The 21366-nt window shown below is 67.5% G+C and carries 24 protein-coding genes; 11 read left to right on the top strand and 13 right to left on the bottom strand.

Annotated features, from left to right (window positions below; translation table 11 throughout):
• Nucleotides 1-49 precede the first annotated feature (49 nt).
• Nucleotides 50-1066: a ParB N-terminal domain-containing protein gene (locus tag A4R44_RS16905; RefSeq protein WP_157904898.1), complete on the top strand. Its 1017-nt coding sequence runs from the start codon at nt 50-52 to the stop codon at nt 1064-1066.
• An 81-nt stretch (nt 1067-1147) separates the two neighbouring features.
• Here the strand turns inward: A4R44_RS16905 and A4R44_RS16900 are convergent, their stop codons facing one another.
• Genes A4R44_RS16900 through A4R44_RS16885 form a run of 4 tightly spaced genes read right to left on the bottom strand, consistent with a single transcriptional unit; the run spans nt 1148 to nt 4459 of the window.
• On the bottom strand, nt 1148-1957 hold the full coding sequence (locus tag A4R44_RS16900) for a hypothetical protein (RefSeq protein ID WP_067581097.1): 810 nt from the start codon (nt 1955-1957) through the stop codon (nt 1148-1150).
• A 28-nt stretch (nt 1958-1985) separates the two neighbouring features.
• Nucleotides 1986-2798 carry an ABC transporter permease gene (locus tag A4R44_RS16895; protein WP_067581095.1) on the bottom strand — a complete coding sequence of 271 codons (813 nt, stop codon included), beginning with the start codon at nt 2796-2798 and terminating at the stop codon, nt 1986-1988.
• Between the two features lie 6 nt (nt 2799-2804).
• Entirely contained in the window at nt 2805-3575 is a 771-nt protein-coding gene (locus A4R44_RS16890; RefSeq protein WP_067581093.1) for an ABC transporter permease, read from the bottom strand.
• Nucleotides 3575-4459, bottom strand: coding sequence for an ABC transporter ATP-binding protein (locus A4R44_RS16885; RefSeq protein WP_198545306.1), 885 nt, complete (start codon nt 4457-4459; stop codon nt 3575-3577). The genes A4R44_RS16890 and A4R44_RS16885 overlap by 1 nt, the downstream gene beginning before the upstream one ends.
• Here A4R44_RS16885 and A4R44_RS16880 point away from each other — a divergent pair.
• Nucleotides 4362-5555, top strand: a complete 1194-nt coding sequence (locus A4R44_RS16880) for a putative PEP-binding protein (RefSeq protein WP_232791637.1) — start codon at nt 4362-4364, stop codon at nt 5553-5555. The genes A4R44_RS16885 and A4R44_RS16880 overlap by 98 nt on opposite strands.
• On the opposite strand, the gene A4R44_RS16875 is transcribed toward A4R44_RS16880, so the two are convergent.
• The 4 genes from A4R44_RS16875 to A4R44_RS16860 all read right to left on the bottom strand — a co-directional run bounded on the left by A4R44_RS16875 (nt 5518) and on the right by A4R44_RS16860 (nt 9530).
• A complete protein-coding gene (locus A4R44_RS16875) occupies nt 5518-6624 on the bottom strand; it encodes a PLP-dependent transferase (RefSeq protein WP_232791643.1) in 1107 nt (368 codons plus the stop codon). The two genes, A4R44_RS16880 and A4R44_RS16875, sit on opposite strands and share 38 nt — an antisense overlap.
• 242 nt (nt 6625-6866) lie before the next feature.
• Nucleotides 6867-7613 (bottom strand): hypothetical protein, encoded by a 747-nt coding sequence (locus A4R44_RS16870; protein ID WP_093576310.1) that lies wholly within the window; start codon nt 7611-7613, stop codon nt 6867-6869.
• On the bottom strand, nt 7610-8554 hold the full coding sequence (locus A4R44_RS16865) for a nucleoside-diphosphate kinase (RefSeq protein ID WP_067581088.1): 945 nt from the start codon (nt 8552-8554) through the stop codon (nt 7610-7612). Before A4R44_RS16865 ends, A4R44_RS16870 begins: the two co-directional genes overlap by 4 nt.
• 37 nt (nt 8555-8591) lie before the next feature.
• The gene (locus tag A4R44_RS16860; RefSeq protein WP_067581087.1) at nt 8592-9530 is read right to left on the bottom strand and encodes a putative PEP-binding protein; all 939 of its coding nucleotides are present in this window, start codon (nt 9528-9530) and stop codon (nt 8592-8594) included.
• A 461-nt stretch (nt 9531-9991) separates the two neighbouring features.
• Between A4R44_RS16860 and A4R44_RS16855 the strand changes: the two genes are divergently transcribed.
• Genes A4R44_RS16855 through A4R44_RS16835 form a run of 5 tightly spaced genes read left to right on the top strand, consistent with a single transcriptional unit; the run spans nt 9992 to nt 13193 of the window.
• Nucleotides 9992-10294: an insulinase family protein gene (locus A4R44_RS16855; protein ID WP_067581085.1), complete on the top strand. Its 303-nt coding sequence runs from the start codon at nt 9992-9994 to the stop codon at nt 10292-10294.
• The gene (locus tag A4R44_RS16850) at nt 10180-11211 is read left to right on the top strand and encodes a M16 family metallopeptidase (RefSeq protein ID WP_369805904.1); all 1032 of its coding nucleotides are present in this window, start codon (nt 10180-10182) and stop codon (nt 11209-11211) included. The genes A4R44_RS16855 and A4R44_RS16850 overlap by 115 nt, the downstream gene beginning before the upstream one ends.
• Complete coding sequence (locus tag A4R44_RS16845) at nt 11208-12062, top strand: GNAT family N-acetyltransferase (RefSeq protein ID WP_143132593.1); 855 nt, start codon at nt 11208-11210, stop codon at nt 12060-12062. The genes A4R44_RS16850 and A4R44_RS16845 overlap by 4 nt, the downstream gene beginning before the upstream one ends.
• Complete coding sequence (locus A4R44_RS16840) at nt 12059-12670, top strand: hypothetical protein (protein ID WP_067581080.1); 612 nt, start codon at nt 12059-12061, stop codon at nt 12668-12670. Before A4R44_RS16845 ends, A4R44_RS16840 begins: the two co-directional genes overlap by 4 nt.
• Nucleotides 12627-13193 (top strand): hypothetical protein, encoded by a 567-nt coding sequence (locus A4R44_RS16835; protein WP_157904895.1) that lies wholly within the window; start codon nt 12627-12629, stop codon nt 13191-13193. The genes A4R44_RS16840 and A4R44_RS16835 overlap by 44 nt, the downstream gene beginning before the upstream one ends.
• A 76-nt stretch (nt 13194-13269) precedes the next feature.
• Here the strand turns inward: A4R44_RS16835 and A4R44_RS50360 are convergent, their stop codons facing one another.
• The 4 genes from A4R44_RS50360 to A4R44_RS16820 form a co-directional block, all read right to left on the bottom strand.
• Nucleotides 13270-13566 (bottom strand): transposase, encoded by a 297-nt coding sequence (locus tag A4R44_RS50360; protein ID WP_232791636.1) that lies wholly within the window; start codon nt 13564-13566, stop codon nt 13270-13272.
• Between the two features lie 92 nt (nt 13567-13658).
• Entirely contained in the window at nt 13659-14342 is a 684-nt protein-coding gene (locus A4R44_RS50355) for a hypothetical protein (RefSeq protein ID WP_232791635.1), read from the bottom strand.
• A 1094-nt stretch (nt 14343-15436) separates the two neighbouring features.
• Entirely contained in the window at nt 15437-16441 is a 1005-nt protein-coding gene (locus A4R44_RS16825; RefSeq protein ID WP_067581076.1) for a ferritin-like domain-containing protein, read from the bottom strand.
• 535 nt (nt 16442-16976) lie between these two features.
• Nucleotides 16977-17321, bottom strand: a complete 345-nt coding sequence (locus A4R44_RS16820; protein WP_157904894.1) for a hypothetical protein — start codon at nt 17319-17321, stop codon at nt 16977-16979.
• Between the two features lie 104 nt (nt 17322-17425).
• On the opposite strand from A4R44_RS16820, the gene A4R44_RS16815 reads away from it, so the two are divergent.
• A complete protein-coding gene (locus A4R44_RS16815; protein WP_067581071.1) occupies nt 17426-18439 on the top strand; it encodes a YncE family protein in 1014 nt (337 codons plus the stop codon).
• On the opposite strand, the gene A4R44_RS47965 is transcribed toward A4R44_RS16815, so the two are convergent.
• Nucleotides 18417-18704: a hypothetical protein gene (locus tag A4R44_RS47965; protein ID WP_157904893.1), complete on the bottom strand. Its 288-nt coding sequence runs from the start codon at nt 18702-18704 to the stop codon at nt 18417-18419. The two genes, A4R44_RS16815 and A4R44_RS47965, sit on opposite strands and share 23 nt — an antisense overlap.
• Before the next feature lie 395 nt (nt 18705-19099).
• Between A4R44_RS47965 and A4R44_RS16810 the strand changes: the two genes are divergently transcribed.
• From A4R44_RS16810 to A4R44_RS47960, 3 genes are all read left to right on the top strand, one after another.
• A complete protein-coding gene (locus A4R44_RS16810) occupies nt 19100-19993 on the top strand; it encodes a hypothetical protein (RefSeq protein WP_157904892.1) in 894 nt (297 codons plus the stop codon).
• A gap of 58 nt (nt 19994-20051) precedes the next feature.
• Nucleotides 20052-20951 carry a hypothetical protein gene (locus A4R44_RS16805; protein ID WP_067581066.1) on the top strand — a complete coding sequence of 300 codons (900 nt, stop codon included), beginning with the start codon at nt 20052-20054 and terminating at the stop codon, nt 20949-20951.
• Between the two features lie 100 nt (nt 20952-21051).
• Nucleotides 21052-21192, top strand: coding sequence for a hypothetical protein (locus A4R44_RS47960; protein ID WP_157904891.1), 141 nt, complete (start codon nt 21052-21054; stop codon nt 21190-21192).
• Nucleotides 21193-21366: the final 174 nt, after the last annotated feature.

Here is a 21366-nt window from a genome sequence, read left to right as displayed (position 1 = left end):
CACGGATTCGGAAAGAAGCGAAACGACACACGTCCGAGAACCTGACCCGATGCGGCACGGGCAGTTCACGGTAGTCATGGCCCGGAAACCGGCACCGGCGTCGACCACCGTCTCGATTCCCCTGCACCTGCTGACGCCGTCGGATTCGCCGCGCTTAGCAGGCGAATCCGACGAGCACGTGCACGCTCTCGCGGCGCTGGATCGCCCGTTGCCTCCGATCGTCGTGCATCGGACGACGATGCGCGTGGTCGACGGGATGCACAGGCTCAAGGCAGCGGCACTCCGCCACCAGGACCGGATCGGCGTCGTGTTCTTCGACGGGAACTCGGACGAGGCGTTTATCGAGGCTGTCCGCCGCAACGCCCACCATGGGCTGCCGCTGAGCCGAGCCGACCGCACTGCGGCCGTGGTCAGGATCCTCGAGACCCATTCTCATTGGTCGAACGCGGCGATCGCGGCGACGGCGGGTGTCTCCGACAAGACGGTGGCCACGATACGCGCGCGTTCGACTTCGAAGATTCCGAGGTCGAACGGCCGTGTAGGACACGACGGCCGGGTACGGCCGGTCAATCCGGCGCTGGGACGGCGGCGCGCCGCCGAGTTCCTCGGGCGGAATCCGGACGCGACGCTGCGCGAGATCGCCCGGACCGCCGGGATAGCCATCGGCACTGCGAAGGACGTCCGCGAACGACTCCGCAACGGCCAGGACCCGTTGCCGCCAAGGGTCCGGAAGATCGACGACGAGCCTCGCTGGCTGGCACCGCCGGGCATGTTCGGCCGGGGCGACCCGTCGTCCGCCGCGAGAGCGGCTGGGACCTTCGACGACCTGGTCGCTGTCTTGAAACGAGATCCCTCGTTGCGGTTGAGCGAGTCCGGTCGCGTACTCCTCCGGTTGCTCGACGCCCACGCTTCCCACGACGATGACTGGGAACGACTCGTCGAGAGCATTCCCGCCCATTGCACCCGCGCGATCGCCGACGCGGCTCAACGCTGTGTGAACTCCTGGCGGCGCATTGCCGCACTGCTCGAATCCCGAACCTTCGAGCAGTCCGCGTCCGGTCGCTGAGGGGTGCAGAGAGAACAAGTGCTGGGGGGCCTCCGTTGCACAAGCGGAGGCCCCCAGCTTCTTCTCGGACGTCTTGCCGCGTCAGAGAACGCGCGCAGGGTCGGGAATCCGTGCAGCCGCCTTCAACGACGTCGGATAGGCGTAGGCGTCCGGTTCGGCCACAACCTCGGTGATGCTGGCCAGCGCCCGCTCCATCTCCTCGCGGCCGATACCGGACACGATGTCTCGCATCCAGGTGCGCAGCCAGTCGAGCACCTCGTCCGTCTCGACCAGGCCGAACTTGAGGGCTAGGCCACGGAGATGGATCTCGTCTGGCTGCCGCGCCCGGGAAACAGCGCCCAGATAGAGTCCGGGGAAAGTACGGCTCAGCGAACTGTCTGGAATCGTGTGCTGGTGCACGTACGTATCAACCCAGTCCGGGTCGCGGAGCGTCGCACGAGCGCCGTCCCGGCAGGCTTCGAAGACTTCGGTCCAGTCGCCGGTGTCTGCCAGCAACTGGTCGATGGCGTATTCGACCAGGCTGTGTGCCCAGCCGCGGCGGCTGTCGCGCTCTCCGGCGTCCGGGCGGCGCCAACCCGCTTGTTCAGCGGTGGTCCAGAACGTCTCGTACCGCCGGGCGACTTGGCCCATCCGCACATACGCCCATCCGCGCCTCCGGCGTTCCCCGGACCACCGGGTCCCGTAGTGGACGACCGCGTCACCCACCATGTGCGTGACGATCAGCTGGTCACGAGCGGACTCGTGGCGGTACCAGCTGTGCTCGTACGCCCAGTCGTGGCAGTTCAGGATATCCGGCAACATCAGCTCGAGCACCCGCTCGCCCGCGCGGAGATCCACGCTCCGCACGACTTCGGACCGAGTGGCTGTCTCGACATGGCCCAGGATATACATCGAATCCCTCTCCCTCGGATTGCGGAACTCAGGAAAACTCCAGCGTGCCCTCACGCCGCCCTGAGTCCAGGAACAGCTTCAGCAACAAAGCGCCTACCCCCAACCAAGCCAATCCGCTGCCTGCGGCGAGTCCCGCGTCCGCCAGGAGCGGAACGCCGACCTCGCCACGGGCCAGCCGACGGAGCGCATCGAGTCCGTAGGTCGGTGGCAGAAGATGAGCCAGCCAGCGCACAGGCAAGGGCCAGAAGCCCACCGGAACGACGGCCCCGCATACGGCGGAGGTGACAGCCGAGACGACCGCACCCATGAGGTTGCGCAGCTCCGGGCGGTTGAGCACGACGACCGCCATGGCGAACGCGAAGAGGTAGCTGGAAAGGCAGCTCACCACCAGAGCGCCGAACGCGAGCACTCCGGTCAAGACTGTCCACCGCACACCGAACAGCGGGCCGAGGACGAAGAGCGAAACCGAGGAAGTCGCGAGCGAACTCGGGATCCACTGCACGCTGCGTCCCAGGAAGACGGGCACCCAGCTCACCGGAGCCACGATCAGGAGCGGGAGCGTTCCGGCCCGCCGTTCCCACGCCGTCGACGCGCAGACCAGCATCAGTTCCGTCACCAGCACGGTCATCGCCGCGCCGACGAGCAAGTATTCCTGCTGCTCGCGAGAATCGAGCAGGCGGCCGATGAGCGCGTAGAAGGCCACCTGCGCCAAAATCCGAGTCAACCAGCCACAAGTCCACGTGACAGGCGTGTACATCGCCTTGAAGTCCGCGAAGGCGTTCGCCGAGCCCGCCCGGCCCACCCGCAACCAGGCCGCGGCAGTGGAGATCAAAGTCGTCATTTCTCCTCAGCTTCCGAACGAAATCGTTCCGGTTGTCCGGGCACGGTTGAGCACCACCGCGAGCAGGCCTCGGCCGAGAAGACCGCCGGCCGCACCCAACAGCACGATCACGAGGATCCGGAGCAACGGTGCCCGCGGCGCCTCGGACAACAGGCTTTCCCGGAGCAGATCAGAGCTCCAGGAAAGGAACACCGCGTGACTCAGCGGTTGCAGGAAGCCGGGGAGCAGCGCGACGGGCACCAGGACGCCCCCCAGTATGTAGAACGGGAAACTCAGCGAGTTCTGGAAGATACGTGCCGACCGGGACAATACGAACAACGAACTCATGACACCGGCCCAGCCGCTCATGGCGAAGACGGTGGCGATCAGCGCGAAGACGAAGACCGTGGGCGAACCCAAGGTGAGTGTCACTCCGAACGCGAACTTCGCGACGCACCACGACTCCGCCAGTCCTAGCAGGCTCACCGACGTCACGACCGCGATGCGACCGGTCAGCAAAGGCCAGAGGCTGGTTGGCGCGGCGATGAGCGCCTCGAGTGTGCCGTTTTCCCGTTCGACGTCGATCATGTCGCCTGCGATGAGCAACGACATGCCCCACAGCGCGATAAGCGCGGGTGCCAGCACTGCGTTCGCCTCCAGGTCCGGGCGCGCACCGTGGTGCACGATCGCCAGGAAGATCACCGTCATGAGCGGCGTCGTCGCTAGAGCCATCAGGTCGCCTGGTGATCGTCGCAGCAGGCGAAGCTGGAAAACTGCGCCGTTCAGCGCCGCATGCATCAGTGGACCTTCATTCCGCGGTCACCGATGAGGTGGAGGTAGACCTCTTCGAGATCAGGCACGGTGTTGCGCACCCTGGTCACGCCGGCCTGCACGAGAGACAGCAGGATCTCGCCCGCGGTGGCCTGGTCGTCGGCGTGGAACCGCAAGTACCCGTCGGGAAGCTCCTCGACCAAGCGCACCCCGGCCAGGCGGGAAATCCGCTCGCGCACCTGCTGGGGAACCTGCCAGGCATCCACCCGTTCGCACCGGGACACGAGGGATCCCAACGCGGACGGCGGTTCGGTGGCGATGAGCCTGCCGTTGTCGATGAACGAGACCTGGTCACAGACCTGCTCCGCCTCGGCCATGTCGTGCGTCGTGATGAGAATCGTCTTGCCGGCCCGGCGGAGCTGCTCGACGAGCGTCCGAAAGTCGCGTGCGCCCACGGGGTCGATGCCGTCGGTCGGCTCGTCGAGCAACACCACCGGCGGGTCGCCAATCAGGCCGCGTGCCAGATGGACCCGCTGCTTCATCCCCCGAGAGAAGCCTTCGACCCGATCGTGCTGCCGCGCGGTCATGCCGAATCGGCCGATGAGCTCGTCGAGCCGAGTGTTCAGCGCCTGGCCCCGCAGGCCGTACAGCGCACCCCAGTGCTGGAGGTTCTGCCGGACGGTGAGCCGTCCGTAGAGGCCGCGGTCGCCGCCGAAGACGATCCCGATCCGGGCACGGACCGCACGGGCTTCGGACACGACGTCGTGCCCGCACACCCGGACTTCCCCGCTCGTGGGCAGCAGGATCGTGGAGATGATCTTGCACAACGTGGTCTTGCCCGCGCCGTTCGGCCCGAGAAGGCCACGTACTTCGCCGTACCCGACGCTCAGCGCGACGTCGTCCAGTGCCACGGAAACCTTCCTCGTCCCGTCCGCCGTTTTCGCCCGTCCCGTGAACGTGCGGGTGAGCCCGCGGATTTCGATACACGAATTGCTCGCCACAATCGACACCTTTGTTTCCCGATCCGGAAGTCCGGCGTTCCGTCGGTCGATCTTGACGGCTCCTCCGCGGCCATGCAACAGTCGTCCAGGTTTGCCCGTCACCCTGCGAAGGAGAGCAGTGAGGCTTACGGTTGCTCTGAGCTATGAAAGATTCGACGAAACATTGGCCGCACACTTCGACGGCGTCGGGCTCATCCGCGGCGAATATGTATTCCGAGCGGAAGGCTGCTATCCAGCGCAAGAATCGGTGCGCAAGTTCCTGGAGCCGTATTTGCGCGCCGTCGCGGCGACCGCGGCACCACGCCGCGTGTGGTACCGGACGATGGAGGTCGACACCGCGGAAGCCAATGTGCTCGAGGGCGTCGAAGCGGTTCTCGTCGAGGAAGACCGCTTGCTCGGTCTCCGCGGAATCCGCCGTTCGCGCACTTACCCGGAAGCGTTCAGGGCCGAGCTGAGAGGGGTGGCGACGGCCCGCGCGGCAGGAGCCGACGTCGGGGTGATCATCCCGTTCGTCACCTACGCCGAAGAACTCGAGTGGGCAGTAGCGGAGATCGACCGCCACGCATCGGGTACCCCGGTCGCGACGATGCTGGAGACGCCAGCCGCGCTCGTCGAGCTCGACCGGCTCCTTGGCACCGGGATCAGCCGGGTGGTCATCGGGTGCAACGACCTGTCGTCGCTGCTGCTGGCTCGATCCCGGTCAGTGCGCGGCCCGGTTGAGCCGGCTTCGCCGCTTCTTCGCGCGATCGAGCTGGCCAGGCGCGAAACCTCGCGAATCGGCGCCGAGCTCGCCGTCGCCGGATACCTCAGCCCCGAGCTCATCTCTGCTTGCCGCACGCTGGGGGTCGACGAGTGCGTCGTGCATTATTCCGACCTGCCGAAGGTGTTCGGCCCTCAGTGGAACGACCTGCCCGATCTCGGGCTGCTGGCCGCGACCAAGGCCAGGACCCGGGCCGCCATCGCGGAATTCAACGCGCGGAACGGTTTCGAGCAGCGAGTGTACTGACCACACCGAGCAGTTCCTGAGCCGTTTCCTCGACCTCCTCCATCGGCCCGATCCCCAAGCTCACCCTGATGAAAGTCGGGGCGTCCGGCTGGTTGAGGAAGCCGGAGCGGTAGCTGCGCGCGCTGGTCACGTCCCAGCCAAAGCCGGCGCGGATGTCCAAGCGCAGGCGACGGTCACGGCACCGGGCCGCCCACTGGTTCACAATCGAGGTGTAATCGCGTTCTGGTTCGACGGCCGTGCGAAGGAAGACCAGGCTGCCGGGCCCTGTCTGACGCGCCAAGCCGGCGAACGCGTCGAGGCGGCCGGCTGCCGCGAAGTCAGTGTTCGCGATTTCCAGGCGCGTCCCGTCGAGACACTCGACGAATCGCCGGTTGCGTTCGGCGTGCAGTGCCATTCGCGCTGCCAGTGACCGGATCTCCGCCGCGCGCAGGAAATGGAACGCTTTGGACTGGAGCTGTTGCCCCGTCCGCCTGGCATACGCACGGACTGCTTCGATCGTTTCGCCGCTGCCGTAGACGACGCCCGCACTGCAATCGTGTGTCGCATACTTGATCGCACTTTCCACGACCAGCAGCCGCTCAGCGCAGGTCGCCCGAGCAAGCTGGCGGAAGTCGACGGCGTGGCTGAGGATCGAGTTGTCGACGACAACCACCGGTGACGGAGAGCCTCCGAAGACCGGCACGGTGCATACCGGCGCGTTCAACGCCGTTTCGACGAGCACAGCCGCGCATTGGTACCGTTGCAGGGCCGTGTCCAGTTGATCCGGCTGCGATAGATCGACGCGAACGACGGTGATCCCGGCCGGGGCCAGTACGGTGTCCAGCAGTTCGCCCGTCTCGAAGTACGACCGCCGGTCGACGATCACAGTGTCACCGGGCCGGAGCACCGCGGACAGTGCGACGTGGACAGCGGACATCCCCGAGTTCACCAGCACGGAACTGTCGGATCGGAAGGCCTCCGCGAACACCTGCTCGAGCCGCCGTCGATCACCGTGTTCGTAGGTGTCCCAGAAGGTCCCGCCGGATGTGCCGGCCCGCTGGGCTGCGGCGGCGTCCCAGAATTCCTCCATGGTGAGGTAGCTGTCCGCTACCTCAGCTCGTCCGGCCAGCCAGGATCCGAAGGCGCGCTTCAGTTTGGTGTAGGCGGCCAGCGCCGGATACCAATTGTGCCGACCGGGCTCCGCCGCGGTCAGCCGATTCGCATCGTCGGTGAACGCTTTCACGTGCGGGCAGGCATTCGCGGCGCGGACCTCGTCTGTCAACGCGCTCGTGAGATCCCTGAGGTAGGACCATTCGGCGGGGAGCCCGAGCATCACAGGTCCACGACGATGAGCTCGTAGGGGAACGGCATCCCGGGCACCCGGCCCAGATCCCCGGCGTGTGCGACTGTCCCGTGGCCGCCCAGCAGTTCGCACCACGCCTCTAACGTCCGGTGTTCGGTGGTGCAGTCGACGTCAAACTCGTTCAGGCAGGTGTTGAAGAAGATGTCCGCGAACTCGTGCAGGTGATCGCTCACAGTTTCGCTCACGCAGTTCTCGACCACGACCCATCGTCGAGCACCCAGCTCGCGCGCCTGATCGAGCAGTTCGGGTGCGGATTTCTCGTGGTGCAGCACCGTGACCATCAGGACGGTGTCGGCGACCGGCCGCACGGTCAGGAGCTCTTCGAACGGCGACACGGGGAGCCGCGGTGGTTCCGGGTACGCTCCCCTGCGTTCCCAGCAGCTGATATCCCGGCATCCGAGTTCTCGCAGCGCTGCTGCGACCGTGGCGTCGCCGGCCAGCAGATCGACGACGCGGCCGCGTACATGCGGTCGGATCGCCGCAGCGACCGCTGCGGATCGCTGCTCCGCGAACACGCGGTTCCATGTGTCTCGGACACCGGACTCGCGAAGCAACCGGCGCCCGGTCTTCGACGAAGGCCCCTCCTCGGCCAATGCGGCACCGATCGACGTGGCGAGTTCGGCGGCCTCGGCTCGATGGAGATCGCGCTCGAATACCAGGGCCATCCGGCCGGCGAAGTCCCCGGCCACGGTTTTCGGATCCCAGGTGACTGTCACGGAAGGCGCTCCTTCAGATATTCGGATTGGTGGAATGCCAGGGATGTCAGCAATCTCTGCTGTTCGAAGTCGGTCAGCCGGAAGCCCGCCGACTCCATCGCGCGGACGAGTTCGAAACCGAGGCGAAGGGAGTGGCAGCGGGGATCAACGAGCGCGGTCAGCAGGTGACCGAACGACCCCGGAGAAGGTCTTGGGGAGTAGCCGGCGGTCGCACGCTCCCGCGCCTGGTCGCAGAAGCACGCGAACCGCTTCGCCTCGTCGAACGGATCCGTCGCCGGTGCGTCCGCGAGAAAATCCCGGGCCAGTGCCGCGACCTCCGGGAAGCCCAGGCCGACAGATTGGGCGGTGTCGACGGTGAGTGCGACCGAGAGGCGGAGGATCGCAGTGACGACGGCACTGTGGCGCGAGCTCTCGTCACCCGGCGGCACGTAGGCGCGCAGATCGGCGATCTCACGCCAAGACGGGCGACGGTCCATGGCCACGACTTCGTCGATGCCCATCGGCGCAAACAGTGCGGCGATGTCCCGTCTGGCTTCTGCGAAGTCGTCCGGGGTGTGGAGGAGCGACAGGCAGCGCCCGGACACGCGGGACAGCCAGCGCAGAGTTCCCGGCGCCCGTTCGAATGGGACGCTAGCGCCCTTCGCGTCGTGCAGTGTCCGGCTCGCGTCGCGGCCGTCCCGCCGGCCGAGTACGACCGCCAGGGACGAATCCATCGCAGCCAGCCGGGCGGTGAGCAGTACTCCGTACTGGCGCCCGGACTCGGAGGTTTTCGATCGGGTGCCGGCATAGAGCGTCGAAAGGTGTTCCTCGTCCAATTGGAGCGACCGACACGCTACCGGAAAGAACCCTCGTGCCTGGAGCTCTTCGCCGAGCGCGGGCACGAGGCCGAGCCGCACCGCGTCGGGCAGCAGGACAGCGAGTGCGTGGTCGGCTGAAGGCATGGGCACCTCGGGAATCGTCGGAGTGGCTGAGCAGGTCTCACCTGGCGTCGTCCAGCCGCAGTCCGGCGGCAACGACGGTGTTCGAACTGTGCATCGCGCCGGAGCGCACGAGCTTGGCGTCACTGGCGTGCCGGTAGCGCAGGATGAGGTCCTGGTCGCGATAACCCCCGATCGCCGGGTCGACAAGCCGCGCCCAGTCCGCGTAGTGCACCGTCCAGGCTTCAAGCGGGATCTCGGTGAACTTGGCGACCGTCGCGGCCGGGTAGTTGCCGGCGATGCGGCACGCCACCTTTTCCGCGTTCGCGGTGCGCCATATGTGCGTGATGAGCTCGCGGACTGCACTGTGCGCCGAGTTGAACCTGGGGTCGCTCCGAGCGGACCCTAAGGTCAGACCGGTCAGGTCGTTGAGGCCGACCAGCAGGCACCCGGCTCCGGCACTCAGGAAGTCCGCCACCGTGAGCGCCGCGGAAGGCACCTCGACCATCACGCCGACGGGGTTCGCGATGCCTCTGCCGCGGATCACGGAGAGCACCTCGCCGAATTCCTCGGCGTCGCGGACGAACGGGACGACAAACCCCAGGTTGGGCGCGCCGTGCGCCACCTCCGCGACGGCGTCCAACTCAGCGGTGAACTCGTCTGGGAATCGACGGTACCGTCGCGCTCCCCGCATTCCGAGCAGCGGATTGTCGTCGTGGACTACATTGGCATTCGCCTGGAGGACATTGACGTCGCGGGCTTCGAGATCGGTGAAGCGATACCAAACCTGTCGGGTTCCGGCCGCGTCGACCACCAACCGGAGATATTCGTGCAAGGCCGCCGCACAGGAGGCGTCCTGCCAGGCCTTGCCGCACCGCCGGACCACGTACTCGCTCCGCACGAGACCGATGCCGCGGCACGAAGCGAGCACACGCCGGTCCGGGTTCTCGCCGCTGAGGGCCAGCCACGCTTTCGCTCCGAACAGACTCGCTGACGACACAAATCCCCCCTCGAATGCCGAACCAATGCGAATTCTTTCACGCCGGAAAAGACGAAAATCCAATGCGATCGACATTCACACGAGGCGGCAAAAGTGTCAAACTTGGTTGAACTTGTTGAACAATGCTTGCGCCAGAACGGAGACGCTGCTAGCGTTCATCGCATCGAAGCGGTGATCACGGAATCCTGCCGGACTCCCGCTCGGACATTCCCAGCACCAATCAGGATCGCTCCCTGCTTCATCGGAGCACACACCATTGTGCGACCGGATTCGGTGCGGACGTGGTTTCCGCCTGCCGGCGGAGAAACTTTCACGATTGAAGGGAGGGAAACAATGTCGCGCAACGCTATCGCCAACCTTCGCCCGAAGCTGGTTGTGAAGGGCAAGGGCAAGTAGCCCGCCGGGCGCGCGGCCCTGCGGGGCCGCGCGCCCCCTTCTTCCGGAACCCGAAAGGTCTGGTCATGTTCACAGCGAAGACCCTGGGCGAGGCCAGGGTTACGGCGGACAGCGATCTCGGTCTGGACAGCTTCACCGTCTGCGTGACGGTGCCATCGTCGTCCCGGGACGAGCCTGGCGACCGGATCGGCGTCACGCACATGCTCGAGCACCTCGTAATGAGTGCTCCTGCCGACAGTCGCCGGCGCAGCTTCTGCGACTGGGTCAGCGAAGTCGGCGGCCAGGCCAACGCCATGACCACCAAAGAGACCGTGGTCTACTGGGCACGGACCCACCCGATTCGGCGATCGACTGTGTACTGCGGCTGACCCGGGCGATCGCGGATCCCGCCTTTCCCGACGACCTCTGCGCTTCCGAACGACGGGTCGTCCTCCAAGAACTGCTCAGCGCGGCAGCGGATCCCGCCGACGTCGCGACGGAACGCTTCTACGCCCAGCTTTTCGACGGTCACGAACTTGGCCGGCCGGTAGGGGGCACCGCTGACGATTTCCCGGATTTCACCCCACGCGAACTGCTCTCTTGGCACCGGCGGGGGTTGACCGCCCGGCCGATCGCGGCGTCCCTTGTCGGGCCTGACGAGCTCATGGGGGAAGCGATAGACGCCGTGGCCGCGTCCCGCCTCGCGCAGTCAGTCTCGTCGTCACAGGACAAGAGGAAGGCCCCTCGACTGCAGGAAAGCCGACGGGTGGAGGGCTTCCGGCCAGCTGCGGACACGGACTACATCTGCCTCGCAGTCGGCGGATCCGGTGCGTCTCGCCGGCACCAGTTACAGCCCGCGTACGAAGTGCTGGCGGCACTCGTCGGCGGGATACCCGGCTCGTTGCTCTACGAGCGCTTGCGCAAGGAACTCGGCGCCGCGTACCAACTGCAGACGATCAACACGGCTTTCTCAGACTGCGGCGCGTGGCGAGTCCTGGCCGGAACGACGCCCGCAGAGGCGGCAGCAGTCGAGAAGGCGATCTTCGCTTGCCTCGACCAAGTCGCCAGCGGGCGACTGCCCGAAGGCGCGTTCGAGTTCGCGATCGCCCAGTGCCGAGGAGCGGTGCTGATCGACAACGAGGACCCGGTGTCGCGCGCCTACTTGACCGGGGCACGGGCGTGCGACGAACTTCCCGGAGAATCGCCGGTCCGGCGTATGGAGTCCGCCTTTAAAACCATCGATGCCGACATGGTCGCGGAGTCGGCGCATCGGGTGCTGGAGACCTACGTGGCGGTGTCGTCATGACCATGAGCACCTCCGGCGGCGTCGACCGGATGCTGTCCGAACTGACCTCGCGAGGGCTGCCTCGCACTCGCGCCCGGCTGTTCGCTGCCGAGAAGATGGTCCTCGCGGTTGGGGACGTCCGCCTGATCCTTTCGATCCGCGATGAGCCCCTCAGCGGCCGGCGGGAAGCCCTGCTCGCGCTGGACACTGCACCGGTGGTGTCGGAACCGGCCCTGCTCAACGAGGTACGCGACGCAGTGCGAGAACGGGACGAGAAGGTCAGCACCCTGGTCTTGCGTCTTCCGCCCGAGGTCGAGCCGACCGATACCTTCGTGGGCAAGCGAGCCACCCAGTACATCGTTGCCGGTCCCGATGTGCGCACCGTGACGGAATCGGGAGAGTGGACGCTCCGGCCCTACGGGCCGGAAAACCACGACGCCGTCGCCGCTTTGCTCCGCGAAGCGCTCGAACTCGGCTACCGGACGACGGTGCCGGACGTTCCGGTTCCGGACGTCGGCGAATTCGTGGAATCGCTGCTGAACAGCGACGGCGTCACCGTGTTCACGGCTTACCACCGGGACACGTTCGCCGGGCACGCGACCGTCGTCACAGACGAGGACGAGCTGACCGGTGCCCCACAGCTCGAACTCTTCGACCAGTTCGTCCTGCGGGAGTGGCGGGGCACCGCCGCCGGCGGGCTCCTCGCCTCGGCCGCTGTCGGGCGGGCACGCTCGGCGGGCCACGCCTTGCGCGGCCACGTCGTAGGGGACAATCCGCATTCCGAAGCGGTCACCGCGCGACTGCTCGCAGCGGGTTGGCATCGTGCCGAAAGCTACTGGGCGGTGCCGCTGAGCGGAGGTGCGGACGCTTGAAGCTGGAGCCCGGCCATATCGTCGACCTCGTCGAATCCTGGCTGCCCGCACCGTCCTCGGAGGTGTCCGAAACGCTCCGGGACCTCCGCAAACGGGCCCCGTCGTTCGTCCCGACCTGGCTCAGCGCCGTGGCCACTCGCACGACGCTGCCCGACCACCTCGCCCATGAAATCGACGAAGCCCGCCGGCGGACGCAGCTGTTACGTACCGTGCGTGACACCGTGGTCGAGGTGGTACCCGGGGCGTACGCGATCAAAGGACACGCGGTGGCGGATCGGTATCCGTCGCCGCTCGTCCGCACGATGATGGATCTCGACCTGGTGGTCACCGACGTCGATTCGCTGTGGCTGATCGCCGAAGTCTTGCGAGATCAGTGGAAGGCCGCGGTGCAGGCGGTGATCCGCTACCCAGCTCGCGCGGGAGGTGCATTCGGCGAGCACTGCGTCATAGCGACTGTCGTCGCCGCGAGGGACTGTGAGTTCGAGTTGCCGCTCGCCATCGATCTCTACACACACGGGTTCGCCGGTGACATCGGCACAGTCCCTGCTCGGAGGGAGATCGGGCGTGCCCCCCGAACACTTGACGAGCATCGCAGCGGAGGGGCTTGAAGGCGGCTTCTCGCCCAAGGACATGGTCGACGCGGCAGTTCTCCTCCTGGGCACCGACGCCGAGAAGGAGTTCCGGCTTGCACGCGAGTATGCGTGCGAGCTGAAGCTGGTGCCGGAACTCGCCCGGCTGCTGACACTCGCCCGGGTTCATGGACTTCCGCTCCCCTCCTTCGCCGTGGTCCCCGATCGGGAGGCCCGCGAAGGTCGGTTCAGGAGAGTCGCGGCGCATTTGCTGAACAGCGCGCACTATCCGCGCACGGCTCTTCTTCAGGCACTGCAACGCTCGGAGGTGTTTCCCGGTCCCTGGGCCAAAATTCGCCGCAGGGCATGGCGTCTCGTCGACGACGTGCTCCCAGTGTCAGCACGGGTCCGAACCCAGCTGCTCGGCTTCGGAGTCCCAGTTCGCCGGACAGGAAGCTACGACGGGCAACTGCTCAGCGGGGCGGGAAGGGAATTCCTTCTCGTCAACTCGGCTCAGGTCAAGGAGCGCTGGCTCGATCCTGCTCTCGAATTCCTGGAGTGAGGCAGTCGTGCGAACAAAGGCGTGCCTGGTACCCTGTGGGGTTCCAAAAGTCAGTCACCGGTCCTGACCAGTAGCTTTACGCGGCCCGTTCGTACTCGCTGATCAGACCTCCGAAGAGCTGTTGTCGCTTGATCCGCTGAGAGCCGAGGTTCGCCACGGGGTGGGTCGGCCGAGGTGGGCGAAGCTCGCGGGAACGATGCGGCCGTCGACCGTTGTAATGCCGGACGTACTCGGCCAACACGGCCCGCAGATGCCGCTCACCCACGATCAACACACGATCAGTGAGCTCGGTCCTGACCGTGAGCACGAACCGCTCGGCGTAGCCGTTCGCCCGCGGGCAACGCGGAGGAATCTTTACCGCCTCGATGCCCACGCCGGCCAGGACAGTGTCGAACGACGCAGTGAACTGGCCAGCCCGGTCGCGGACAAGAAACCTGAACTCGTCGGCTCGATCACCGAGATCCATCACCAGGTTGCGGATCTGCTGCGTAGTCCGCCCCCCCCCCCGTCCGGATTCGTGGTCATGCCCAGGACGTGCACGTAGCGGCTGCCGACCTCCAGCACGAAGAACACATAGATCCGCTTCAGGGTGAACGCACAGTCGACGTGGAAGAAGTCGCATGCCAGCATCGTCGCCGCCTGCGTGCGTAGGAACCGCCGCCAGGACGTGTCGGTACGCCGGTCCGGCGCGGGAGGTACGCGTGCCCGCTTCAGGATCCGCCGGATCGTCGACGCACCGACCCGATGACCAAGCTTCAGCAGCTCGCCTTGAATCCTCTTGTTGCCCCAGTGGTGGTTCTCGGTGGCCATCCGTTCGACCAGCCCGGTGATCGCCTCGTCGACAGGCGGACGGCCGGCTCGGTGTGGGTAGGTCCACTTCGCGGCGACCAGGCGACGGTGCCAGCGCAGGATCGTGGCCGGGGTGACTAGCCGGTGTGTTCGCAGCGTCTTGGGCAGCAGCCGAACCAACGCAGCGATCACCGTCCGATCAGCCCAGTCCAGACGAGGTTTCGGGTTACCTCGGCGCAGCACAGCCACCTCATGGCGTAACACCAGCAACTCGACATCCTTCGACGCCGACGAGCGCCCAAGCGACACCAGCAGACCCACCAGCCGGAGGAAGATCAGATAGAGCAAACGCAGCGCCATGGCTGGCGATCATGCCCTGCCCATCGAACGCGCCCAGCACCGCAGGTCAGATCCACGAACCGACTTCTGGGACCCCACAGGTTTTCAGACCACAGCCGGGTTCTGGACGTCCACGCTGGTCATCGTCATTCTTTCCGCCGCCCTGTATGCGTCCTTCAAGAAACGCGACTGGCTGTGGTCCGATCAACGCACGGCACGCCGCCTCGCCTGGTGCCTGCCGCGCCCTCGACCAGCACCGCCGGGGAATGCCCGCGGAGCGCATCCAACAGCGTCTCGTGTTCGGCGTCCTGGACTCCGCTCACCAAGAAATTCGCGGTCGGCACAACCGGCCGTCCGCTTCGCATCCTACTCACCTTGCGCCGAACCTCAGATCCCTTTAACGACCGGTCTTTCACGCCGAGCCGCACATCGCTGTCCCCCGCGCGGGGCGGATTACGTAATGCCCGTATGCCTACCCGCACTGACCCGTAGGAGATTCTGTGGCCCGAGTCGCCCAGAGGCGTCGAACGACCCTTGAGAACGTCGAATGCGCACCGCGCGGCCGGTCGGACCCCGTATTCGGGTGCAGCACCAGAAACCCGCTATGCGATCGTCCCCGGACAATTCGTCAACCACCGAACCGTTGTCGCGGCACCGGAAAACCGCGCGTTGGAGCAGTGACAGCTGGTAGGCGACGAGGCGGCGGGCCGGTGCCGACGAGCGCGGCCTCGACGACAGGTTCCCCCGCGACGACCAATCCGACGCCGAGGAGAGTCTTCGGCAAGGGCCGGCGATCCTGCCATTCCGCGCTCGTGAACCAGGATCGAATCAAGGACGCGCTCCGAGCAAACCACCAGCAGCTCAGGTGCACCTCGCCGGTCGCGGTCCGAGCTTGCTCGCTCCTGTACTCGCCGAACTGTCGCATGGCGACATCCGCGTCCAGGTGTTCTGCCTCGATCTGGCCGGTGAGCCATTTTCCGCGGAACGAAGGCCTCGTGTGTCAGGACGATCAGCCAAAGCCCGTAGAACGCGGGCCTGGCACCGGAATCCGCCGCGCCGAAGGGCCAAGAAGACACGGAGGACGGCAGCGGTGTCCGGTGCCGGGGTCTGCGGGATCAGTGGGCGGCGCTGGTGTTCACTTCGCCGTTGACGCCCTTGGGGAAGAATCCGCCGGAGGTGGCGGCTTTGCTGGTGAGGTAGACGATGTTGAGGACTTGGCCGGGGCTGCGGCTGTAGGCGATGCCGTTGGCGTCGGCCGGGACGATGTTGGCGTTGCCGCGGTCGTCGATGACGCCCTGGTCGTCGTCGGTCGGGCCGTCGAGGCTGTCGCGGGCGTCGGAGAGTTTGACCGAGGCTTCGCGCAGGTCGTGGCTGAACAGTCCGGTGCCGAGCAGGCCGTCACGCCGGTCGTAGAGCTGGCTGCGGATGTTGCCGGCGTGATAGGCCTCGACCGCGAGGATGCCAGCGGCGGCTTCGAGGTAGGTCTTGTTGGTGATCAGCGGGGCAGCGCCCTTGTAGGCGGTCACGCCGACGTCCTCGAACAGGTACGCGGCGAGCAGGAAATTCTCCTCGCAGGCGAAGGCGTCGAAGCTGTGGCCCTTCTTCACCAGGCCCGCGGCTTGCGCGGCGGCGGTGAAACTGGACTGGAGGTCGATCTGAGGCCGGGACACCGCGGCCCCGCCGAGGGCGCTGCGCAGGAACTGGACATGGTCCTTCTCGTCGCCGGCGATCTCCTGGGCGTACTGGCGCACGGTCCGGGACTCGAACCGCACGGCGCGGCCTCCGGTCACCCCGCCCTGGGCGCCGGTGCCGGTGGCCAGGGAATCCGGCAGCCCGCGGCCGGTGACCGCGTGCAAATAGAACTCCGCTTCGAGGTATTCCAGATTGAGCGCGAAGTTGAGCACCGCGCCGTCGCTCACCTGGGCGGCTTCCGCGGTTTCGGCCATCGGCGCGGCCGAGCGGGCCGACGCCGACGCGGTGCCCGCGGTCAGGCCGCCGAGCGCGCCGGCCCCCACCACCCCGAGTCCGGTCATCCCGGCCGCCCGCAGGAAACGGCGGCGGTCCTGATCGTTCTCCGCGCTCCGGTTGATCATCGACGCGGCATAACGCTTGCCAAACACGGATGAACTCCTTCCCGCCCGCGCGCGAAGGTGCGGGCGTACCCGCCGCCGGCTCCCGACAGCGGGACGGATCGTTCTCGGACTATTCGCATTCGGAGCCCACGCCGGTCTGGATTGGCCGGCCGCCTCTGATCAAGTGAAGAAACCCTCCGGGGCTGGCGAGATTGTCACCCGCCGGCAGGCGACGGCATGGCCGGTATCGGTGGCGGTGCGCTCTCGGCTTGGCGGTTCATGACCTGTTTGCGTGGTTTGCCCGCTGGTTCACCGCACAACGCAGCGCCCTGCGCCGCTGCTCCGGGGCCGGTGAACACGTTCGGGGAAAGCACCCGGTTTGCTCCGGGTGCTGGAGATTGCCGGCGGGTTGTTCGGGTTCGCCGCAGGCCGTCGAAGAAGAACTACCGCGAACATGCGGCAACCGCGCCGACTCCGTCGTGCCTGACGGCTCGGGTCGGCGGGACAACGACAAGCGGCGGGAGCCGACTACCGTCGAACTGCGGGAAAGACTGCGCTTTGCCCCTCGGCACGAATCGCGTGTTCAGGTTCGCACCGTTCGGCTGATCCCCGCCCCGTCCAAGGCGATCGCGACGTCGATATCCGCGGTGACGACCCGTAGACCGCAACGGGCGCGCCGGGCCGCTACTGCGGCGTCGCCGAGGGCAGAGGCGAGGGTGTCGCCGTCGCACCGGCAGGCAGTCGCCTCCACAATCACTACGCCGCAACATAATTCGAGCGCTTCGGCGAGTTCGGCCACCAGCGTGTCGACACCTGAGCCGATCAACCGGCCTTCCAGCACGACGGTGATCGTCCCGTCCGCGGCCAGCATCCGGGTCTTCAGCCAGCGCGCCGCCCGCACGGGTGCCCGTACCTCGAGTGCGCTCATGCGTCCCGCCCTTCCGAATTGCCCGTCCGAATCATCTGACTACCCGCTTACGATGTTCTTACGCATCGCGACCGGCAGCCGGGAAACCTCTACCGTGAGCGGACATGCGACGACGATGCGCACTGTTCTCGATCATGGTGCTGGCCACGGCCTGCGGGCCGTCCCCGTCGACCGGCGGACCAGCGCAGCCGCGGCTGCCGCCCGCCGCCGAGCCCGCCGTATCGCCCCCGCTGGGCGCGGCGCCCGCCGGCACGATCGTCAGGGTGGGGCCGCAGCCGGAGGGCATCGTCGCCGACAGCCCCAGCCACCGCGTCGCAGTCGGGATCCGAGACCCCGACCGGCTCGCGCTGCTCGACACAGCCACTGGCCAGGTCACCACCACGGTCGCACTGCGCGGGCACCTGCGGCACCTGCAGCTCGCGGCGCCCGGCGGGCCGGTCCTGGTCCCGGACGAGAACTCGAACCGGCTGCTGACCGTCGCGCTCCCGGACGGCCGGATCACCGGGGAGATCGCCACCGGCCGTTCGCCGCACGACGCCACCCGCGCGGCGAACGGCCGGGTGTTCGCCGCCAACGAGAACGGCCGCAGCGTCGCGGTCACCCAGGACGGCAAGCTGGTGCACACCTTCACCGACGTCACCCAGCCCGCCGGGCTCGCGGCGGCCGGCGATCTGGTCGGCCTCGTCGATGTCCGCCAGAACGATCTGAGCGTCTACGACGCCGCCGCGTTGACCCGCGTCGCGCGACTGCCCGCCGGTGCCGGGCCGACCCACGTGGTCGCCGACCGCCGCGGCCGCTTCGCGGTGATCGACACCCGTGGCGGCGCAGTGCTGACCTTCGACCCCGCAGCGCCCGCGCACCCACTGGGCAGGCTTGATCTGCCCGGAACGCCCTACGGCGTGGCCTACGACGCGCGACACGACCAGCTGTGGGTGACCCTGACCGCGAAGAACCAACTGGTCGGCATCACGCTCGCCGGAACTGTTCCGCGCGTGTTCGCCACCATCCCCACCGTGCGCCAGCCCAACACCGTCGCCATCGACTCCGCCACCGGCATTCGCTACGTCACCGGGACCGCGGACGGGACCGTCGAGATCATCCCTCCTGAGGCCGCATGAGCGCCGCGGCCGCGCGACGCCGAGAGCCGGGAACGCGAGTGCCTGTCGATCGCTGGAAGAAACTGCGGCACCCGACGCTGGTGTTGACAGTGCCATTGCCTCCTTTGGGAAAGAAGCCGCCGGAGGCGGCGGCTTTGGCGGTGAGGCAGACGATGTCGAGGACTTGACCGGGGAACGGCTGCAGGCGATGCCGCTTGATGGCGGCTGCGCCTTCGCCGCGCTGGTAGAGCGCGCTGCGGATGTTGCCCGCGTGGCAGGCATCCACCGCGAGAATCCCCGCCGCCTCCAGACAAGTCTTGTTTCCGCGACCTGCGCAGCGTGCGCGGTCCCCGCGGCGAGGCCGGTCATGCCGGTCGCCTCGCCGAAGCGGCACAGCGTTTGCCGAACACGGGCGAACTCCTCCCCTCCCGCACACGTACGGCGCATCCGCACGAGGACGGATCCTTTGTGGACCGTGCGCATTCGAGGCTGGGCCCAGCGCGGATTGGTCAAACCTCCGAGCGGCCCGCGGCGAAAACCCGCGCGGGATACCCGCTACTCCGAGGTAGCAAACTCGTTTGAGGGAAAAGAAAAACTTCCGCTCACACCCAATCCGATGACGCCGGCCGCGCCGAAATACGACTGACAGTGAAGTTCACACCAGAGGGGGGGGTGAGATGGATGAATACTTCTCTGACGGATGACTCGCCGGCCGGGCAGCCGCTCTTGCTGCGGCTGCTCGTGGTGACCGGTGCGTTGTTCGGGTTCACCCTGCTGGCTCTGGCCGTATCGGGCGCGGCGGACGCGTCCGAGGGTTCGCCACCGCCGGATCGGCCCGGTCTGCTCGACCGGGTGGGCAACACCGTGCACGAGGTGCTCAAGCCCGCCGGACCGGCACTCAAACCGGTCATGGACACCGCGCATCTCGTGTCGTCACAGGCAGCGCCAGCGGTCAAGGCGGCGACAAGCGGGCTCGAGCCCGTGGTCGCACCGCTGACCCGTCCGGTGCTGCACGCGGCGGAGCCGGTGCTGTCGGCCGTAGGGCCGGTGACCCAGCCGGTGCTGCACGCAGTATCGCCGGTCACCTCGCCGGTCGGGCACGCCACGGCCCCGGTGACCGCACCCGCGGCTCGGGCGGTCGGTGGCGAGCATGCCGCTCCCGCGGTGAGCGGACATCCTGCCGACGGAACGCCTACGGCGTCCGCACCACGCGGCGACGTGAGTTCCCCGCCGGCAGCGCCCGCGGTGCCCAGTACGTCAGCTGCGTTCACGCGGCCGGTCGCACAGCATCCTGCCGTGACGTCCGCCGTCCGGCACGCCGCTGGACACATCGGTTCGGCCGACGCCGGCGTCGCCGGTCCGGAGCCCGGTACCGGTGGCGGTGGGATGCCCGCGGACCTCTCCGGCACGGTCGGGGCGGTATCGGCGAGCGCCGGGAGCGCACACGGCAGCGAGTTCGCCGTGACCGAGTCCGGTTTCGCCGCGCCCGGCACGGACCGGGCCTGGCGGGCTCCGCCGGGCTGGCGTGCGTCGCCGTACTGGCTGGTCTTCTACGGAAACGACCATCCGAGCTGACATTCCCTTTCCGCCCCCAGAAATCCATCAAGGACAGACGGCAAGGAAAGGGAAGTTCATGCACAAGTACGTACGACGCGGCCTGACCGCCGCGTTCATCTCCGGCGGGTTCGTCCTGCTGGGCGGCGCGGTGGCCAGTGCGGACACCGGGAACCCGGGCTCGCTGGGCGGGCTCGGCGGCACGCTGCACTCGGCGGTGGCCGGCACGACATCGGCGACCGGCGCCGGCGGCAACGGCGGCGACTCGGGCAACGGCGGGAACGCGACCAGCGGCAACAACGCGGTCAGCGGGAACTCCGGCAACTCGGGCAACTCCGGTTCCACCGGGCACAACAGCGCCTACGGCGTCTGTGTCCTGGCCAAGTGCAGCACCTCGGTGACCTCGGGCAACTCCGGGAACACCGGCGCGACCGGCTCAACCGGGAACGCCTCGAACACCAGCACCACCACCGGCGGCAACTCCGGCAACGCCGGAAACGGCGGCTCCGGGACCGCGGCGTCCTCCGGCAAGAACACCGCCGGATCGCACGGCGGCGGGCGCTCCGCGCGCGGCGGGATCGTCGGGGCCCTTGGCTCCGTGACCGGCACCGCGAAGGGTGGCAACGGCGGCGATTCCGGCAACGCCGGAAACGCCACCAGCCACAACAACGCCGTCACCGGGAACTCCGGCGACTCGGGCAACTCCGGCTCCACCGGCGGCAACACGGCCGTCGCCTCGGCCCGGGGGCACGAGCACCAGGGCCGCCATCACGACGGCTGGAAGCACGAGCGCACGACGTCGCACACCGCGGTGACCTCGGGCGACTCGGGCGACACCGGCGCCACCGGCTCGACCGGTGACGCGGGCAACACCAGCAGCACCACCGGCGGCAACTCCGGCGAAGCGGGCAACGGCGGCAACGCCGGCGTCATCGCCGCGGGCTGGAACACCGTCGCGCACGCCCCGCACACCGTCTGACGGAGCGCGGGACCGCACGGAGCGGGGCATCGGGGATCTTCCCGGTGCCCCGCTCCCATTTCAGCCGGTAGCCGCGCGACAGGCGAAGAGAGGCCAACGATTGCGACGCACACTCGGCCCGACGACGACAGCGAGTCTGTTCTGGCACGAAACAGCACAGCTGTCCCAGCCCGCGAAGCGCTCGACACAGCGCCGCGACGCGGACAAGCTGCCCGAGAACGACACCGGCAAGCTCGCCTGATACCTGCAGCCCAACGCTGTTCGCCGGCTGGGCCAAGATCAGCACCCGAGACTGTCTCTGCTGTTGCGTCGTCGAGGCATCCTCCACGACTTGATTCGCGCGACGTTCGCCTCTCCTGCCGCGATGACGGCTCAGCACCGGAACCAAGGTTTGTCCTAGTGCCCTGTGGACGTG

The organism is Amycolatopsis sp. M39, from assembly GCF_001651785.1.
Taxonomy (GTDB): domain Bacteria; phylum Actinomycetota; class Actinomycetes; order Mycobacteriales; family Pseudonocardiaceae; genus Amycolatopsis; species Amycolatopsis rubida.
The sequence above is the reverse complement of the archived record's forward strand: the minus strand, read 5'-3'. Positions and strand labels throughout refer to the sequence as shown.

Bases quoted from the DNA above. Each gene is read 5' to 3' on its own strand.
- A4R44_RS16905 (WP_157904898.1), top strand. From the start codon at position 50: ATGCGGCACGGGCAGTTCACGGTAGTCATGGCCCGGAAACCGGCACCG.
- A4R44_RS16900 (WP_067581097.1), bottom strand. From the start codon at position 1,957: ATGTATATCCTGGGCCATGTCGAGACAGCCACTCGGTCCGAAGTCGTG.
- A4R44_RS16895 (WP_067581095.1), bottom strand. From the start codon at position 2,798: ATGACGACTTTGATCTCCACTGCCGCGGCCTGGTTGCGGGTGGGCCGG.
- A4R44_RS16890 (WP_067581093.1), bottom strand. From the start codon at position 3,575: ATGCATGCGGCGCTGAACGGCGCAGTTTTCCAGCTTCGCCTGCTGCGA.
- A4R44_RS16880 (WP_232791637.1), top strand. From the start codon at position 4,362: ATGATCTTGCACAACGTGGTCTTGCCCGCGCCGTTCGGCCCGAGAAGG.
- A4R44_RS16875 (WP_232791643.1), bottom strand. From the start codon at position 6,624: ATGGAGGAATTCTGGGACGCCGCCGCAGCCCAGCGGGCCGGCACATCC.
- A4R44_RS16865 (WP_067581088.1), bottom strand. From the start codon at position 8,554: ATGCCTTCAGCCGACCACGCACTCGCTGTCCTGCTGCCCGACGCGGTG.
- A4R44_RS16855 (WP_067581085.1), top strand. From the start codon at position 9,992: ATGTTCACAGCGAAGACCCTGGGCGAGGCCAGGGTTACGGCGGACAGC.
- A4R44_RS16845 (WP_143132593.1), top strand. From the start codon at position 11,208: ATGACCATGAGCACCTCCGGCGGCGTCGACCGGATGCTGTCCGAACTG.
- A4R44_RS50355 (WP_232791635.1), bottom strand. From the start codon at position 14,342: ATGGCGCTGCGTTTGCTCTATCTGATCTTCCTCCGGCTGGTGGGTCTG.
- A4R44_RS16820 (WP_157904894.1), bottom strand. From the start codon at position 17,321: ATGAGCGCACTCGAGGTACGGGCACCCGTGCGGGCGGCGCGCTGGCTG.
- A4R44_RS16815 (WP_067581071.1), top strand. From the start codon at position 17,426: ATGCGACGACGATGCGCACTGTTCTCGATCATGGTGCTGGCCACGGCC.
- A4R44_RS16810 (WP_157904892.1), top strand. From the start codon at position 19,100: ATGAATACTTCTCTGACGGATGACTCGCCGGCCGGGCAGCCGCTCTTG.
- A4R44_RS16805 (WP_067581066.1), top strand. From the start codon at position 20,052: ATGCACAAGTACGTACGACGCGGCCTGACCGCCGCGTTCATCTCCGGC.